This window comes from Paenibacillus konkukensis (assembly GCF_023523925.1).
GTDB lineage: Bacteria > Bacillota > Bacilli > Paenibacillales > NBRC-103111 > Paenibacillus_S > Paenibacillus_S doosanensis.
On record NZ_CP027059.1, the window covers coordinates 1,341,433 to 1,356,290 of the forward strand.

Below are 14,858 nucleotides of genomic sequence, written 5' to 3' on the forward strand. Positions count from 1 at the left end.
AAGCTGTAACAGCTTTTGGGGCTTCATCTTACATTATAGGTGGTGGTCGGCCGGAAAGTCAAACATTTAAGGAGACATTGTCATCAGCATCGGCGTTACCCATTTCATCATGACCGGCGAAACGTAGGCTTCGAACATCGCCACCCCGGCCAGCAAAGCGCCCGACAACAGGATCGTAGCCGAGTAACGCATAAAGGGCTCGTAGAACGATCCCTTGCGCATCATAAAACGGTGTTTCACCATGTGAATCGAGAAGGCCATTGCGGTTACGCTGCATACGATAAGAGCCGGAATAATAACGATATTTTGCGGCGCCACCGATACGAGCGCGAACAGCAGCCCTTTCCATGACAGCTGTCCGACCAGGTAACCGACGGAAAAGCCGACCAGAACCCCCTTGAGAAAATCAAGAATCAATATAAGAGGAAGCCCGATCACGGACATTCCGAGTATCCATATGATAAGAATCCATTTGATATGCAGAGCGAAGGATTGCTCGAACGATTGTCTGACATCCGTAAAATCGCCCTGTTCGACCGAAGAAAAAAAATTGCTCAAATACCGCATCATTTCCTGCTTTTGTTCCAAAGACAGCGCATTGACCATGACCGCTCCGAATACGACTCCTATTATAAAAATGATTCCGACAAAAACGTACAGCGACAGATGCTCCTTGATATAGAGCTGTAGCGAACGATTACGGTTCATGCTGCATTCCCTCCCCTGCATCATTAGTACAAGCATATGAGAGGGAAGACCGCGATATGACCGTAAGATGCCGCCCGCTTTTCGCCGCTTCCTCGCGGTCGCCGTTATTTGCCGGCTACTTTGCCGTATTTGCCGCCGCCGCCGACCTCCAGCACGAGCTTATCCTCGCGCGCCTTCATGATGAAGTCGGCGATGTCCGGCCCCGCCGTGCGCTCCAGATCTTCCCGGGCGACGCGGTGCAGCAAATTCATCTCGGTGCCGTATTCCGCAAGCAGCGCATCCAGCTTTTTCGGGCCGAGGCCGGGGATATATTCGAGCGGCACCTGATAATAATAGGGCGGCCGGTTTTGCGGCACGAACGGCCCGGTCTCCTTGCGGTCGCTAATGTCGAGGATGCGGTCCATAACGCCGCGGACGATCTTGGCGCTTCCGCAGTCCGGGCATCGCTCCGGGGCCAGTTCTCCTTCGCCGGCAACGGCGTTGCAGACGGAGCAATAGGTGCGGTGGTATTTGCCAAGCCGCGGATTCAGCCCGTAATTGGCCAGCACGCCTCTGCCATTCTTTCCGGCCAGCGCCTGCCGCAATTCGGCGAAGCTCGGTTCGGCGAGCTGGAGTTTATTGTATTCCCTGCCGATTTTGGCCAGCGAATGGGCATCGGAATTCGTCAGGAACGTATAGCGGTCCAGCTCCGACAAATAGCCGGCCATTTGCGAATCGGCGCTCAAGCCGAGCTCGACGGCGTCAATGCCGTCCAGCTCCAGCAGATGCTCCATCCGCGAGGAGCTGCTGCCGTAGACGCTCTTGTGCGGCGTGAAAATATGAGCCGGAACGAACAGCCCCCCGCGGCCAAGCACTTCCTCCTGAAGCACCCTCGCCGGCACGTAAATGCGCTGCGAGCTGAGCCCGACATTCTTCATATGCTTGTCAAGCCAGCCGGTAAAAGCCTCCATCGCTTCCAGCGTTGGCATATAAGCAAGCAGATGGGCCGGGCCCATGCCGGGGTCGCGAACCTCGATTTCACTCCCCAGAATGACGGTGCTCCGGTGATAACGGATGCCGCCCCCGGGCAGTTCCTCCATCTCCCCCCGCTCCAAATAATGGCGGATGTCCTTCTGTACGGAAGGAGACTGGCAATCGATAATGCCGATCATATCCATCCCTTTGCGGGAGGAAGCTTCGTGAGCGATATTATAAAAAGTTAACTGGTCCGATGCGCTGATTTTTACGGCCTTTCCTTCTTCGGTTCGTCCAATGTGAATGTGCAGATCGGCGTAAAACGGTCGCAATGTCATCTTAGAACCGCCCCGTCAGCGTATAAGCCTGCCAGGCGTACACCGCGGTAATCGTCTTCGCGTCGCTGATACGCCCCTCCCGGATATATTGCTGCGCTTGTTCGAGAGTGAGAGCCTCGCATTCGAGAAACTCGTCGTCATCGAGACGAACCTCGCCTTTGGTCAGTTCCTCCGCCGCGAACAAATGCAGAATTTCATTGGCAAATCCCGGCGACGTGTAAAAAGAACAAATAGGCCGAATCGTGCCCGCACGATAACCGGTTTCTTCCTCCAGCTCTCGTATCGCGGCCTCCAAAGGCGCTTCTCCCGGATCGAGCTTGCCTGCCGGAATCTCAACCTGGCTTTTCTCCAGCGGCTTACGGTACTGCTCGACGACCAGCATCTTGTCGTCCTTCAGCGCCAGCACGGCCACCGCGCCCGGATGCTTGACGATTTCTCTCTGTGCGGTTTCCCCGTTAGGCAGTCTGACCGTATCCACTTGAAGAGAGATGACTTTTCCTTGAAAAACCGGCTGCGAGGAGATCGTCACTTCCTCGAATTTTTTGGCGTTATGCTTTGTCTCGCTCATGAAGCTGTTCCTCCTTATATGTTTAGGCAGCCGAAGCAGCGCTTCAGCCGCGGATATCTATAACTGCTTTCCTGTCTATTATATCATATTCGCGCATTCATAGTTTTCCCGGTAAGGTTTAGCATATCTTGTCCTTGGGCAGCATAGGGTGTATCAGGTGAAATCAATTCGGGAAAAGAGGGAACAATCTATGAAAACGTATATGTCCGAAAAGCAAATTCGTCTGGTAGGCCGCGTTTGGGAGATTCGCCGTTATTTGAAAATGGCTCAGCAGCATTTGACGACCGATGTGAGCCTGCTCGCCTTCCTGTCGCAGCAGACCGGCCATTCTCATCAGCGTGCGGGCGGATTGATGCTGGACGGAGAGCTTACCCTTCCCGCCTGCTCCGAAGGCTCCACGCCCTATCCGCCGCAGCGCCAATCGCCGCAAAAAACGCCGGATCTTCGCGTAATCCCCTTCCCATCGAAACAATAGGCTCTCCGTACGCCTCAAGCGCCGCGAGCCATTCTTCCTCTCCCGCCGGCTTATGCCAGGTTACGGTATGCTTGCCGCCCAGCCCCGTCCGCTCGATCTGCTGCCGCAGCGCTGCGCCCTGGGCCGAAGCCAGCTCAGGCAGAGCCAGCTCGGCGGGGAGCAGAGCAATCTCCAGCAGGGCGGTGATCGTATGATGGCTGATTCCCTGATGCCGTTCGCGCCGGTCGGCAAAGCCGATCCGGGGAATTGCCACCGGTCGTCCGTGAAGAAGCCCCGCCGCGTTGATCAATTCCCCGGCCTCCGTACCGCTAAAGCCGAGCAGCGTATTCGTGCCGACCGTGCCGGGGCCGGGAAGAACGATAGCCAGATCCGCAGCCAGAATATGTTTGGCCGCAAGCAGAGCCGTAAATTTGTTCACCGTCTCCACATCGCCGCCGTAAGCCTGGCCGTAAGTGACGGTACCGTCCAGCCAGCCGAGCTGGCGGAGACGACGCACATGGTTGCTGAAGGCAAGCGGGAGCGCCCCGCCGTCGGTCATAATATAAGCGATGCGCAGCTGTGCCGATTCGCGGTGCATTCGCTGCCGGAGGCGGCCGATCGCGGCCGGAAGCATGCTGTGCAGCTCGCCGATCAGTACCGGCATGCCTTCCAGCGAACGCTTCCCGGCAAACACCTCATGGTGCGGACTCGCAGGCTCCTCCGCCGCCAGTACCGGCCGTTGGAGGGACGTATATTTGAGCTTCATAATATGACCCGGGCCTCTTTCCGTTTGATCTTCGGCAGGCAACCCGCCGGCGCGGGAAGCCCGCGACAGCAGCGCATGGACAAAATGCACGCCGCCGGTGCCGAGTCCGAGCTTACCGGCCGTCGTATTCAGCAGCACCCGATCCCCCGGCACAAGAACGGGGATCTGCTCGCCGTAATGAATCGCCGTCCCGACCGAGCCATCCTCGCAGCGCACAACTACCACCTGCTTTCCTGCCGCCGGCCTTTCCGTCTCCGCCGCTTCGATCACTTCCGCCGCCACCCAATCGATCACTGCGAACCTCCCCTTACCCGTTCCTGTACTCTATCATCTCCAATATATGCCGCCAGCCGTATCTGCATGAACAAAACGCAGCCGCTAGTGAGTCGTACACAGGATGCGCGCTTCCCATCATTTTATCCCACTAGGCGCTATCGCTATACTGGCGTTAATATGCTAAAATAACCCCACAAAGTGAGGCCTTGGCTTCGAAGCTGATTCAGGTAATTTGCGGGGAGCCCCGAAATTTGTAAAATCTGGCTGTCAAAAAAACCGCCACCTGTGAAAGTGACGGTTCCGCATGATGCTATTGGTTTTAAGAACGGGCGACCTGGCGGATCAGCTGCACGACGACTTCGGCGACTTTGACCAAATCCTTGATCGCGATATTCTCCTGCGTCGTATGGATGTTCTGGTAGCCTACAGCAAGGTTCACCGTCGGCACGCCCAGTCCGTTGAAGACGTTAGCGTCGCTGCCTCCGCCGGTATGGAACGTCCGAGGCTTGCAGCCGACTTGCTCCAGCGCCTGCATCGCAGTCTTAACGACCGGAGCGCTCTCGTCGTACATATAAGCGGGGTAGATCACATCGGCCTGAAAATCGACCTCGGCGCCCATCTCGGCAGCGACGTCGATGCACGCCTTGCGCATCGCTTCCACCTGGCGGTCGAGCTTCTCCTGCACGATGCTGCGCGCTTCGCCTTCCAGCTCCACGCGGTCGACGACAATATTCGTCGCGCCGTTCACGCCGCCGGCGAAGCGTCCGATATTCGCCGTCGTTTCCTTGTCGATGCGGCCCAGCGGCATTCTCGCCACCGCTTTGCTGGCGACGGTAATCGCGCTTACGCCCGCCTCGGGATTGACGCCGGCATGGGCGGACCGCCCGGTGAAGGCAATGTTGATTTTGGCTTGCGTAGGCGCGGCCACGGCAATGGCGCCGACTTCGCCGTTTGAATCGAGCGCGTAGCCGAAGTCCGCCTGGAGCCGCTTGGCTTCCATCGCCCGCGAGCCTTTAAGCCCGGATTCTTCTCCCGCGGTAATGACGAATTGAACTTGACCGTGCTTAATATGATGCTCCTTCAGCACGCGAATCGCTTCGAACATCGCGGCAAGCCCCGCCTTGTCGTCGCTGCCGAGAATGGTAGTTCCGTCGCTGCGGATGATGCCGTCTTCGCCGATGATCGGCTTGACTCCGCGGCCCGGCGTCACCGTGTCCATATGCGACGTGAAGAACAGTCTTGGGCACGCTTGTTCGCTCGTTGCCGCCAGCGTGCAGATCAGATTGCCGGAACCGTGTCCCGTTTTGGCCGCGGAATCGTCCTCCTCCACCGTCAATCCGAGGGCGGCGAATTTCTCCTTCAGCACCCGGCTAATTTCCTGCTCGTGGCGGGTTTCGCTGTCCACCTGCACGAGTTCGATAAATTCGTCGACCAATCGTTTTTCCTGAATCATCTCTTTCCTCCTATGTACCATTTAAGTTAAAATAGAATTGCTTGTACCGCAATAAAGAGGAGTTGATTATGATGCGCAATAAATTACTGTTTAAAATCATCGTTTATGTGATGCTTGGCTGCATGCTGTTATCTTCGATATTATTTACCGTTAACATGTTTATTTAGTCCTAGCCCGATTCATGCAAAAAGAAACCGTCAATACAACTTGGTTTCCTGATTGTACGATTCCATGTTTTCCTTCACGCGCTGCAGGAAGCGGCCGCATATGACCCCGTCCAAAATACGGTGATCCAGGGACAAGCACAGATTGGCCATAGAGCGGACCGCTATCATGTCCTGAATGACGACAGGCCGCTTCACGATCGATTCGAACGTAATAATCGCCGCCTGAGGGTAGTTAATAATCGGCTGCGTCGAAATCGACCCGAACGAACCGGTATTGTTGACGGTGAAGGTACCGCCCTGCATATCGTCGAGCGACAGCTTGCCGGCTCTGGTTTTGCGGGACAATTCTTCGATTTCCCGCGCTATCCCGGCGATATTCTTCTGATCGGCGCGTTTGATAACCGGCGTTAAGACCGAATCCTCCGTCCCGACGGCCAGCGAAATGTTGATGTCCCGCTTCACGATAATTTTGTCGACCGCCCATACGGAGTTCATGATCGGGTAATCCTTGATCGCGCTGACGACCGCCTTCATCATAAAGGAAAGATATGTCAGATTGACGCCTTCCTGCCGTTTGAATTCATCCTTCAGCTTATTGCGAAGAAGCACCATATTCGTTACGTCGACCTCGATCATCATCCAGCCGTGAGGAATTTCCGTTACGCTCTGACGCATGTTCCGCGCGATTGCGCTGCGGATCGGCGTCACATCCACCAAATATTCTCCCCTGCCTTCAAGCGGCTGCCCCTCCACTTCGATCCGCGGCAGCGGCGGATTTTCCGACAGATGGATTCCCGTCGAACGCAGCGGCCCCTTCGGAGGGCTGGAGAGAAACAGTTCCTCTTGCGCCTTGGCGGCAGGACGCTCGGACGGCGCCGGCGCAGCAGGCTGTTGCTTTGGAGCGGCGCCGGCCCGGCCTTGGCTTCCCGAAGCGACGAACGCCTCGATATCCTTGCGCGTAATTCTTCCGCCGAGCCCCGTGCCCTGAACATCCTCCAAGCGAATCCCATGCTCGCCCGCCAGTCTTAACACGGCCGGGGAGTAGCGGCTGCGCATCGATTCGTCCGACCCGGAAGACGGATCTTCGGCCGCTGTCTGAGAATGGCCCGCCTGCGGCGTCCCTGCCGCTTCAGCCGAACCGGAAGACGGCTCCTGTATGAGGCAGATCGCTTCGCCTACGGCCGCCGTCTCTCCTTCGGCTACCAGCAGCTTGGTTAGCCGTCCGGCTACCGGCGAGGGCATCTCCGTCGTCACCTTTTCCGTAATCAGTTCGCACAATACGTCGTACTGCTCTATGTAATCGCCCGGCTGCTTCAGCCATTTGCCGATCGTCGCAGAGACAAGACTCTCCGCAAGATGCGGCACAGTAACTTCGGTTTCCCGTTGGTTTTCGGTCATTGGGTTCATTTCCTCCTATAACAATGTGATGAATAAAACCGCTATAAGCATGAACTGAGCTTTGCCGAAGCAAAACTCAGTTTCATCATGCGGGCCGTCTTAAAATGCGGCGAGTTCTTCCATCGCAGCTTTAATTTTGTCGGCGCTGAGCAGGAAATATTTTTCCATGCTGGGGTTCATCCCTACGGCAGGAACATCCGGCGCGCACAGACGCTTGATCGGCGCATCCAGCTCGAACAGCAGCTCTTCGGCGATGATGGCCGAAACCTCGGAGCCGACGCCTCCGGTTTTATTATCTTCGTGAACGATCAGCACTTTGCCTGTCTTCGCCGCGGCCGCCAAAATAGCTTCCTTATCGAGCGGTTGAATCGTCCGCAGGTCGAGAATATGCGCGCTGATCCCTTCCTTGGCCAGCTCTTCGGCCGCCTGCAGCGCATACTGCACGGTCAGGCCGTAGGAGATGACGGTAATGTCCGTCCCTTCGCGCTTCACATCGGCTTTGCCGATCTCCACGATGTACTCGCCGTCGGGAACTTCTCCGGTTACGCCCAAATAACATTTTTTATGTTCAAAATAAAGCACGGGATCTTCGTCGCGGATCGCCGCCTTCATTAGCCCTTTGGCATCGTAAGGATTGGAAGGGGCTACGATCTTTAAGCCCGGCGTTCCGAAAAACACCGATTCCGGACATTGCGAATGATACAGCGCCCCGCCGCTGGTCGCCCCGTACGGAGCGCGAACGACGATCGGACAGTTCCAGTCGTTATTGGAACGGTAGCGGATTTTGGCCGCTTCGCTTACGATCTGGTTCGTCGCCGGGAAGATAAAATCGGCAAACTGCATTTCGGCAATCGGCCTCATCCCGTACATGGCCGCCCCGATAGCGCTGCCTACGATCGCCGACTCCGACAGAGGCGTATCCAGAACGCGTTCCTCACCGAACAAATCCCGCAGTCCTTTGGTAGCGTTCAACACGCCGCCCTTGCCGACGTCCTCCCCAAGAACGAATACATTATCGTCCCGTTCCATTTCTTCCTTCATTGCGGAACGAATGGCTTCCAAATAACTGATGACCGCCATTACCGCACCTCCCCTTCTTCCGCATACACATGGCGCAACGTATCCTCGGGCAGCGGATAAGGAGCCTGATCGGCGTACTGGGTCGCTTCGTTGATTTCCTGCTTCAACTGCTCGGCCAGCTCGGCTTCCTGCTCCTCGCTCCATAAGCCGCAATCGGTCAAATACTGTCTATATTTAGGAATGCCGTCCTTCGCCCGGTTGGCCTCGACTTCTTCCTTCGTCCGGTACAGCATATCGTCGTCCGACGTGGAATGTGGGGAAATCCGGTACATGACGGACTCGATCAGCGTCGGCCCCTCGCCGCGCACCGCGCGCTCGCGCGCTTCCTTCACCACCCGGTACACTTCCAGCGCATCGTTGCCGTCGACCTTAATGCCCGGGATGCCGTAGCCTGCGCCGCGTTCCGCCACGCTTCCCGCTATTTGTTTATGCAGGGGCACCGAAATGGCGTATTGATTGTTTTGGCACAAGAAAATAGCAGGAAGCTTATGCACGCCGGCAAAATTCAAGCCTTCATGAAAGTCCCCCTGATTGCTCGAGCCTTCTCCGAAGGTCGCGTACGATACGAAGTCCCGTTTCTTCATCTTGGCGGCAAGAGCGAATCCGACCGCATGAGGAACCTGGGTCGTGACCGGGCTCGATCCGGTAACGATATTCAGCTTCCTGTGACCGAAATGGCCCGGCATTTGCCGGCCGCCGCTGTTCGGGTCTTCGGACTTGGCGAAGACGGACAGCATCAATTCCTTCATGGTCATGCCGACGGAGAGAACGAATCCATAATCGCGATAATAAGGCAAAAAATAGTCCTTTCCTTTCTCCAAAGCGAATGCAGCGGCAACCTGAGTAACCTCTTGCCCGATACCGGATACGTGAAAAGCGATTTTACCGGCACGCTGGAGAAGGTATGATCTCTCATCGAACTTTCTTGCTTTCTGCATAAATCTATACATATCGACTGCCTGTTCGTCAGACAATCCAAGCTTGCGATGCTTCATAAGCTGGCCGATGGACATGGGTTCAACCCCCTTGTTCAATTGGAATTATTACTAGGTACTAATACTAGCCCCTATAAGTATATTATAAACGGTTTCCGGTATGAATACAATTTCAAAAAATCGGCGTTATATCCCCATCGATCGGCCGTCCACCGCAAGCATCGCTTCGCCCAAAGCTTCCGATAACGTCGGATGAGGATGGATCGCTTGTCCCACTTCCCACGGCGTAGCGTCGAGAAGCTGCGCCAGCGCCGCTTCCGAGATGGAATCGGTGACATGCGGCCCGATCATATGAACGCCGAGAATATCGTTTGTTTTCTTATCGGCGATGACTTTCACGAAGCCTTCCGACTCGCCGTAAACGACCGCTTTACCGACGGCCGAGAACGGAAACCGGCCGATCTTCACATCATAGCCGCGTTCGGCGGCCTGCTGTTCGGTCCATCCGAGCGATGCCACCTCCGGTCTCGTATAGACGCAGCGGGGCACCTGATGCTGGCCGAACGGATGCGGCTTCAAGCCGCAAATATGCTCCACGGCGACGATGCCCTCGTGTCCGGCGACATGCGCCAGCTGCAGTCCGCCGTTGACGTCGCCGATCGCGTAGATATGCGCCTCGGCCGTCTGCATCGTTTCATTGACGCGAATGAAGCCGTCCGTCATTTTCACGTCGGTGTTTTGCAGGCCGATGTCTTCGATATTCGCCTGACGGCCAACGCATACAAGCGCTTTGTCCGCCTGCAGATGCTGCAGGTCTTCGCCGCGCTGCACGTCCAGCGTCACCGCGCCGTCATCCTTCTTCACCGTCTCGGAGAGCACCTTGGCGCCGGTGACGATCCGAACCCCTCGTTTTTTAAGCAGCCGCTCCAGCTCGCGGGATATGTCCGCATCCTCCGCAGGCAGCAATCTCGGCGCATATTCGACCACAGTGACCTGTACGCCGAAATCGCTTAGCATGGAAGCCCATTCGACGCCGATCACCCCTCCGCCGATAATGATGATCGACTTGGGAATCTCCTCCATTTGGAGCGCGTCGTCGCTGTTCAATATGTATTGGCCGTCCGTCTCCAGCCCCGGAAGGCTCTTCGGTCTTGAACCGGTGGCGATAATCAGCTTCTCCGGAACGAGGGTAATGATGTCGCCGTCCTCTCGCTCCACCGATACGGACCCCGAACGCGGCGAGAAGATGCTCGGAGACAGCAGTCTGCCGTTGCCGTAAAACACTTGTATATTATGCTTTTTCATCAGAAACTGCACGCCCTTGTGCATTTGCTCGACGATGCTTTGCTTGCGGGCTTGTACGCCGGGAAAATGAAGACGCACCGAGCCGGCCTCTATGCCGTACCGCTCGCTCTCTTGCATCGTTGCGTACACCTCGGCGCTGCGCAAAAGCGCTTTGCTCGGAATACATCCGCGGTGCAGACATGTGCCCCCCAGCTTGTCGCGCTCGACGACGGCTACCGATTTTCCCAATTGCGCAGCGCGGATGGCGGCGATATAGCCTCCGGTTCCTCCGCCGAGGACGACGATATCAAATGCTTGCGTCATGTTCCAACCTCCTGAAATCTATCATTCTTTCTTTCACTCATGTTTCTTTATTGTAACCTCTTTCGATGTGATAAATATAGCACAATTTGCGAAAGATCATGAAATGTTGCCGATTATATGATAACTTAATGGATGAGATATTTATACCGCGACCGCTTAAGGTAAAGGAGTTCACATGAAAACGATGTTTTTTCGTTTTGTTGCCGTCATGCTTCTGGTCATTCCGGGAGTTATGGCGACTTACGGGTTTTTGGCGATGAAGGACGCTTGGTTCGCCCAATTCGGCCCCTTGGAAGCGAATCCGCACGTGCTATGGGGCAAGCTGGCGCTCGGTCTCGTCTTATTTTTGTGCGGCGTCGCTTTTATCGGCGGCTGGATCTTTTTCCGCGACCGCAAGCGCAACTATGTCGCCCCGCGCTTTAAAGCCAAACGCCCGAAAAAATAGGAGCCGTTCCGCATCCCGCGGAAGGCTCCTTATATTTTGCCGGCCGTATCTCTTCCGAGCCAATCGACCCATTGCAAAAAACGGTTGCGCTCAATCAGCTTCGACAATGAAAGCCGCCATGTTACCGCGTGCAGTCCCGCTAGCAAAAGAACGGCGGCAGCCTGCAGCTTCCATCCGAAGCACAGCGCGATCCAGGCCCCGAGCAGGAAGCCGAGCAGATTGGAGCCCGTATCCCCCAGCATCAGCTCCCCCTTCAAATCGGGCTGCGCGAGAACGGCGCAGGCGGCTATGACCGGCAGCAGAGACGGTATGATTCCGCCGCCGAAACCTTCCTTGTTTGCGGACGCCGCCATGACCGCCAGCAGGACGGCCGCGATCAGGGCGAAGCCCTTTAGCGCCCGTCCGGGCCTCGTATCCAGCAGATTGATCGCATTGGTCGTCAGGCCGATCAATAACCATTGCAGCGCAAGCCCGAGCACCGCCGGACCGGCTCCGCTGCCGCCCCCCTCGGGGACGATGATCCATAGCGCCGCTATCCCCGTCGCCCCCGCTTTAACGGCGCCGGTGCTGATAACTCTGCGCTCCTTCCACAATCGGAAATGGCCTGCGAAGCCTTTGTAGGCTTTATGCCCTACTGTGTCGTCAATAAAACCTGCCAGCGCTACCATGCTGGCCGCCCCGGCCAGAGAAACGGGCAGCTTCTCCGCCAAAGATGCGGCCCCGGTGCCCATTGCGGCTTCGGTCAACCCGAAGGCAGCCGCAAGCTTATACCAAAGCGCCTGACATACTAGCAGCAGCCAGATCATCAGCCCTCCCGACGTCGGGATCGACTCGCCCCTGTAATTGCGGTCGGTCAGGCCGTGCGCGCTCATAAACTTCATCGCCGCCGGGAGCAGCGCTTTGCCCAGCATAACCCAACAGACGAATTGCATCGCCCAGCCCATCCAGACCGTCCCTAGCATATCGGCTGCCTCCAGCGGCTCCACAGCGTTCCGCCGACGGCGCACAGCTGCTTGCCGCGATGCATCCAGCCTCCGATATCCCGACCCGACACTCTATGAGCGAACGGCACATCCAGCTCTTGCACGCGGTAGCCGAGCTTAACCGCATCGATGGTGAGCCCTACCTCCACGCCGAAGCCGCCGGCAAACCGGCCGATATGCTCCAGCACCCCGCGATGCGCGGCGCGCTGGCCGGATAAAGGTGCGACCGGCTCGAAGCCGGACAGGCGATGCACGCCTTTCCTGGCGAGCTTTTTAACCAAGCCGAAGCCGCTTTTCTTCTTCACCGGAGGCAAACTGGCGATCACCATATCCGATTGTCCCAGCAGCAGCGGTTCAACCAAGGAAGGGAACCGCTCGGCCGTCGCTCCAAGATCCGCATCAAGGAAGACGAGTATGCGGCCATGCGCCATTTTGCAGCCCGTGTGAAGAGCCGTTCCTTTGCCGTACGACCGGGGATGCTGCACGACCAGATCCGAGAGCGGCATCGCCAGCTTGAACGTGCCGTCGCGGCTTCCGTCATCGACCACAACGATCTCGGTACGCCTGTCTCTCAGCGCCGCGCACGCCTTGCGGATCGAACGCAGCGTCTCTTCTATGTACCGCTCCTCATTGAACGCCGGTACGATGACCGACACTTCTGGCATCATCATAGTTTGACCCCCCTCACGTTTTGCTAATCCGCAGTTTGCGCAGCAAGCTGCGGGCCGCTTGTTTCCATGAAGCTTTCTTCCATAAAGCTTGCTTCCGGAGCCGCTTATCCAAGCCGCAGTTCAGCAGAGCAATGCCCTTGGCGTCCGTCAGTTTGCTTCCGATTTTCATCCGGACGAGCACGGTGCTTCCCATCCCTTTCCGCCCTTTTTCCAGAAAATCGAACATATGGCTGTGCCCGCCTACGGTCACGATTTTTTCGCATTGATGATCGTATGCCAGGAGTAAGGCAATGTCTTCGCTCGTTCCGCATGAAGACAGCACCGCCGCCTCCAGGCCCAGCTTCCTGATTCTGCCCAGGCCCGGAGCCTCCCCGTCCGGATACGCGTGCACGACCAGCTCCGCTCCGCAGCGCAACGCTCGATCCGACGCGCTGTCCATATCCCCGATAATCAGATCGGGCCTGTAGCCTTGCTCCAGAAGAGCGTCGGCTCCGCCGTCCACTCCCACGAACACCGGCGCATAAGCTTCTATGTATCCATTGAGCGCTGCCAAATCCTGCTTGTAATCGCGTCCTCGCGTCACTACCAGAACATGGCGGCCTTCTAAGCGAACCCGCAGCTCCGGGCAATATAACGGTTTCAGGACAAGGTCTTTTTCTTTGTCTGCATAAGCCAAAGTATTATCGATAAACTCCCGCAGACGCTCGTGATGACCGTGGTGCGCTTGCTTGTAAAAGTACAGCCAGCGCTCTCTAGTAAACGCCGCGCATGGAATCGTCCGCTTCCCCGCCGTTATGCTTTCGGCAGTTACCGTCAATTCTTCATCATCGTTAATGAAGGACAGCGCGGAGCCTTCGATTTCCATAACGGGCACTCCCCGCTCAAGCAGCAGCAGCGGTCCGGTAACCGGCGCTGTTCCCGTCATAGTCTGTCCCGCGTTGACAACGCAGGTCACGCCGGCGGCAATCAGGCCTTCCGCAGCCAGATCGTCCAAGTCGTCGTGATCGATGACCGCTATGCAGCCGGGCCGTATGATGCGCAGCAGCTCCTTCGTCACGCGATGCTTGCGCGCCGTACCTTTCGCGATCGGAACTGCCGTCGTTTTGCTGTTGGTTATAGCCATATTACCAGCACTTCGCTTTCTACGCCATGAGATGATCTCGCTTACTATTTTTCGTCGTTGCCGTCATTCTCATACATGGGGAGCGAATCGTTTTCTTAAGTAGGAACAAATCCCCCAAAAGCCATCCATGCCGCCGACGCGGCACCACAGACAATGGAAATGGGGTACCAAGAGTAATTTCCAGGGTAGTGACGTGATGCTCTGAAGCTTGTTCCGTCCGCATCCAGCCTAAGCTGGATCGGCGTCTAACCATTCCTCTGGGATCGTTCTATGGGTAGACATTACTTTCGGGGGAGACCCCGGATATCCACAGGATATTGCTGCGCATCATTTCCTAAACAAAAATAAAAAACATCCCCGGCGACCTGCCGAAGATGTCCTCATATTCATGCTGTAAAATGATGGAATGCATCCGCCCGCTTAGACATATGCTCTTTCATGTGACGACTGCATCGAAAGCGTCCCTAGCCAAAGCATGGCGATGCGGCGTCGTACCCATAACCATGTCGCTTAAGGGGGACAAACTTATTCATGATGTTTATTCATCGATTAGCGTCAGGCCGCCTTGAAACCAGTTAGCGTATTCGGAGGAGTCGAGCGCTTCCCCGACATATTGCAAAACTGCCGCTTTCTCCTCAGGCTTGAAGTTGTATTTGCAGTCCATCCTATTGAAAACGAGCCGCAGTTCTTCCAATCGGCCGTCCTTATGTCCCTTCAATTGAACGACGTAGAGCTCGTCCGGCTCATCCGTAAATTTGCAGCCGATATCGATCAGCAGCGTATCCCCGCTCGAATCCGCTTCCATCTGACAATAATCGAATTCCATGATGTCCTCCCAAAAATATACTTTTTTTAGAGTTCAGCAACAATATTCTACATTTTGTGCAAAATTTCTATGCTATAATGATACTTATCTTAGCGTAAGGAGTAG

The 14,858-nt window shown here is 56.2% G+C and carries 16 protein-coding genes; 3 read left to right on the top strand and 13 right to left on the bottom strand.

All coding sequences use genetic code 11. From position 1 onward, the window contains the following. Nucleotides 1–66: 66 nt before the first annotated feature. The 3 genes from spoIIM to SK3146_RS05910 form a co-directional block, all read right to left on the bottom strand. Complete coding sequence (gene spoIIM / locus SK3146_RS05900) at nt 67–708, bottom strand: stage II sporulation protein M (protein WP_249864206.1); 642 nt, start codon at nt 706–708, stop codon at nt 67–69. A gap of 104 nt (nt 709–812) precedes the next feature. Then, complete coding sequence (locus tag SK3146_RS05905) at nt 813–2,000, bottom strand: endonuclease Q family protein (protein WP_249864207.1); 1,188 nt, start codon at nt 1,998–2,000, stop codon at nt 813–815. A 1-nt stretch (nt 2,001) separates the two neighbouring features. Further along, nucleotides 2,002–2,568: an NUDIX domain-containing protein gene (locus tag SK3146_RS05910; RefSeq protein WP_249864208.1), complete on the bottom strand. Its 567-nt coding sequence runs from the start codon at nt 2,566–2,568 to the stop codon at nt 2,002–2,004. A 202-nt stretch (nt 2,569–2,770) separates the two neighbouring features. Here SK3146_RS05910 and SK3146_RS35255 point away from each other — a divergent pair, with 202 nt between their 5' ends. Next, the gene (locus SK3146_RS35255; RefSeq protein ID WP_434006888.1) at nt 2,771–3,043 is read left to right on the top strand and encodes a Z-ring formation inhibitor MciZ; all 273 of its coding nucleotides are present in this window, start codon (nt 2,771–2,773) and stop codon (nt 3,041–3,043) included. Here SK3146_RS35255 and SK3146_RS05915 read toward each other — a convergent pair. Beyond that, nucleotides 2,937–4,082: a DUF3866 family protein gene (locus SK3146_RS05915; RefSeq protein WP_249864209.1), complete on the bottom strand. Its 1,146-nt coding sequence runs from the start codon at nt 4,080–4,082 to the stop codon at nt 2,937–2,939. The genes SK3146_RS35255 and SK3146_RS05915 overlap by 107 nt on opposite strands. 301 nt (nt 4,083–4,383) lie before the next feature. Next, nucleotides 4,384–5,517 (bottom strand): M20/M25/M40 family metallo-hydrolase, encoded by a 1,134-nt coding sequence (locus SK3146_RS05920; protein WP_249864210.1) that lies wholly within the window; start codon nt 5,515–5,517, stop codon nt 4,384–4,386. A 68-nt stretch (nt 5,518–5,585) separates the two neighbouring features. Here SK3146_RS05920 and prli42 point away from each other — a divergent pair, with 68 nt between their 5' ends. Further along, nucleotides 5,586–5,684: a stressosome-associated protein Prli42 gene (prli42, locus tag SK3146_RS05925; RefSeq protein ID WP_249864211.1), complete on the top strand. Its 99-nt coding sequence runs from the start codon at nt 5,586–5,588 to the stop codon at nt 5,682–5,684. Between the two features lie 30 nt (nt 5,685–5,714). On the opposite strand, the gene SK3146_RS05930 is transcribed toward prli42, so the two are convergent. The 4 genes from SK3146_RS05930 to lpdA form a co-directional block, all read right to left on the bottom strand. Continuing rightward, entirely contained in the window at nt 5,715–7,082 is a 1,368-nt protein-coding gene (locus tag SK3146_RS05930) for a dihydrolipoamide acetyltransferase family protein (RefSeq protein WP_249864212.1), read from the bottom strand. A 99-nt stretch (nt 7,083–7,181) separates the two neighbouring features. Next, nucleotides 7,182–8,162, bottom strand: coding sequence for an alpha-ketoacid dehydrogenase subunit beta (locus SK3146_RS05935; RefSeq protein ID WP_249864213.1), 981 nt, complete (start codon nt 8,160–8,162; stop codon nt 7,182–7,184). Then, nucleotides 8,162–9,175, bottom strand: coding sequence for a thiamine pyrophosphate-dependent dehydrogenase E1 component subunit alpha (locus tag SK3146_RS05940; protein WP_249864214.1), 1,014 nt, complete (start codon nt 9,173–9,175; stop codon nt 8,162–8,164). The genes SK3146_RS05935 and SK3146_RS05940 overlap by 1 nt, the downstream gene beginning before the upstream one ends. A gap of 108 nt (nt 9,176–9,283) precedes the next feature. Further along, nucleotides 9,284–10,705, bottom strand: coding sequence for a dihydrolipoyl dehydrogenase (gene lpdA, locus SK3146_RS05945; RefSeq protein WP_249864215.1), 1,422 nt, complete (start codon nt 10,703–10,705; stop codon nt 9,284–9,286). Nucleotides 10,706–10,880: 175 nt separating this feature from the next. On the opposite strand from lpdA, the gene SK3146_RS05950 reads away from it, so the two are divergent. Then, complete coding sequence (locus tag SK3146_RS05950; RefSeq protein WP_249864216.1) at nt 10,881–11,150, top strand: DUF2627 domain-containing protein; 270 nt, start codon at nt 10,881–10,883, stop codon at nt 11,148–11,150. A gap of 29 nt (nt 11,151–11,179) precedes the next feature. On the opposite strand, the gene SK3146_RS05955 is transcribed toward SK3146_RS05950, so the two are convergent. The 4 genes from SK3146_RS05955 to SK3146_RS05970 all read right to left on the bottom strand — a co-directional run bounded on the left by SK3146_RS05955 (nt 11,180) and on the right by SK3146_RS05970 (nt 14,753). After that, entirely contained in the window at nt 11,180–12,112 is a 933-nt protein-coding gene (locus tag SK3146_RS05955) for an MraY family glycosyltransferase (protein WP_249864217.1), read from the bottom strand. Continuing rightward, on the bottom strand, nt 12,106–12,804 hold the full coding sequence (locus tag SK3146_RS05960) for a glycosyltransferase family 2 protein (protein WP_249864218.1): 699 nt from the start codon (nt 12,802–12,804) through the stop codon (nt 12,106–12,108). The genes SK3146_RS05955 and SK3146_RS05960 overlap by 7 nt, the downstream gene beginning before the upstream one ends. Before the next feature lie 13 nt (nt 12,805–12,817). Next, nucleotides 12,818–13,927, bottom strand: coding sequence for a putative cytokinetic ring protein SteA (gene steA / locus SK3146_RS05965; RefSeq protein WP_249864219.1), 1,110 nt, complete (start codon nt 13,925–13,927; stop codon nt 12,818–12,820). Nucleotides 13,928–14,465: 538 nt separating this feature from the next. Beyond that, nucleotides 14,466–14,753, bottom strand: coding sequence for a hypothetical protein (locus SK3146_RS05970; protein WP_249864220.1), 288 nt, complete (start codon nt 14,751–14,753; stop codon nt 14,466–14,468). Nucleotides 14,754–14,858 lie beyond the last annotated feature (105 nt).

Excerpts from the sequence above, each read along its gene's own strand:
- spoIIM (WP_249864206.1), bottom strand. The coding sequence starts at position 708 with ATGAACCGTAATCGTTCGCTACAGCTCTATATCAAGGAGCATCTGTCG.
- SK3146_RS05905 (WP_249864207.1), bottom strand. The coding sequence starts at position 2,000 with ATGACATTGCGACCGTTTTACGCCGATCTGCACATTCACATTGGACGA.
- SK3146_RS05910 (WP_249864208.1), bottom strand. The coding sequence starts at position 2,568 with ATGAGCGAGACAAAGCATAACGCCAAAAAATTCGAGGAAGTGACGATC.
- SK3146_RS35255 (WP_434006888.1), top strand. The coding sequence starts at position 2,771 with ATGTCCGAAAAGCAAATTCGTCTGGTAGGCCGCGTTTGGGAGATTCGC.
- SK3146_RS05920 (WP_249864210.1), bottom strand. The coding sequence starts at position 5,517 with ATGATTCAGGAAAAACGATTGGTCGACGAATTTATCGAACTCGTGCAG.
- prli42 (WP_249864211.1), top strand. The coding sequence starts at position 5,586 with ATGATGCGCAATAAATTACTGTTTAAAATCATCGTTTATGTGATGCTT.
- SK3146_RS05930 (WP_249864212.1), bottom strand. The coding sequence starts at position 7,082 with ATGACCGAAAACCAACGGGAAACCGAAGTTACTGTGCCGCATCTTGCG.
- SK3146_RS05935 (WP_249864213.1), bottom strand. The coding sequence starts at position 8,162 with ATGGCGGTCATCAGTTATTTGGAAGCCATTCGTTCCGCAATGAAGGAA.
- SK3146_RS05940 (WP_249864214.1), bottom strand. The coding sequence starts at position 9,175 with ATGTCCATCGGCCAGCTTATGAAGCATCGCAAGCTTGGATTGTCTGAC.
- lpdA (WP_249864215.1), bottom strand. The coding sequence starts at position 10,705 with ATGACGCAAGCATTTGATATCGTCGTCCTCGGCGGAGGAACCGGAGGC.
- SK3146_RS05950 (WP_249864216.1), top strand. The coding sequence starts at position 10,881 with ATGAAAACGATGTTTTTTCGTTTTGTTGCCGTCATGCTTCTGGTCATT.
- SK3146_RS05955 (WP_249864217.1), bottom strand. The coding sequence starts at position 12,112 with ATGCTAGGGACGGTCTGGATGGGCTGGGCGATGCAATTCGTCTGTTGG.
- SK3146_RS05960 (WP_249864218.1), bottom strand. The coding sequence starts at position 12,804 with ATGATGATGCCAGAAGTGTCGGTCATCGTACCGGCGTTCAATGAGGAG.
- steA (WP_249864219.1), bottom strand. The coding sequence starts at position 13,927 with ATGGCTATAACCAACAGCAAAACGACGGCAGTTCCGATCGCGAAAGGT.
- SK3146_RS05970 (WP_249864220.1), bottom strand. The coding sequence starts at position 14,753 with ATGGAATTCGATTATTGTCAGATGGAAGCGGATTCGAGCGGGGATACG.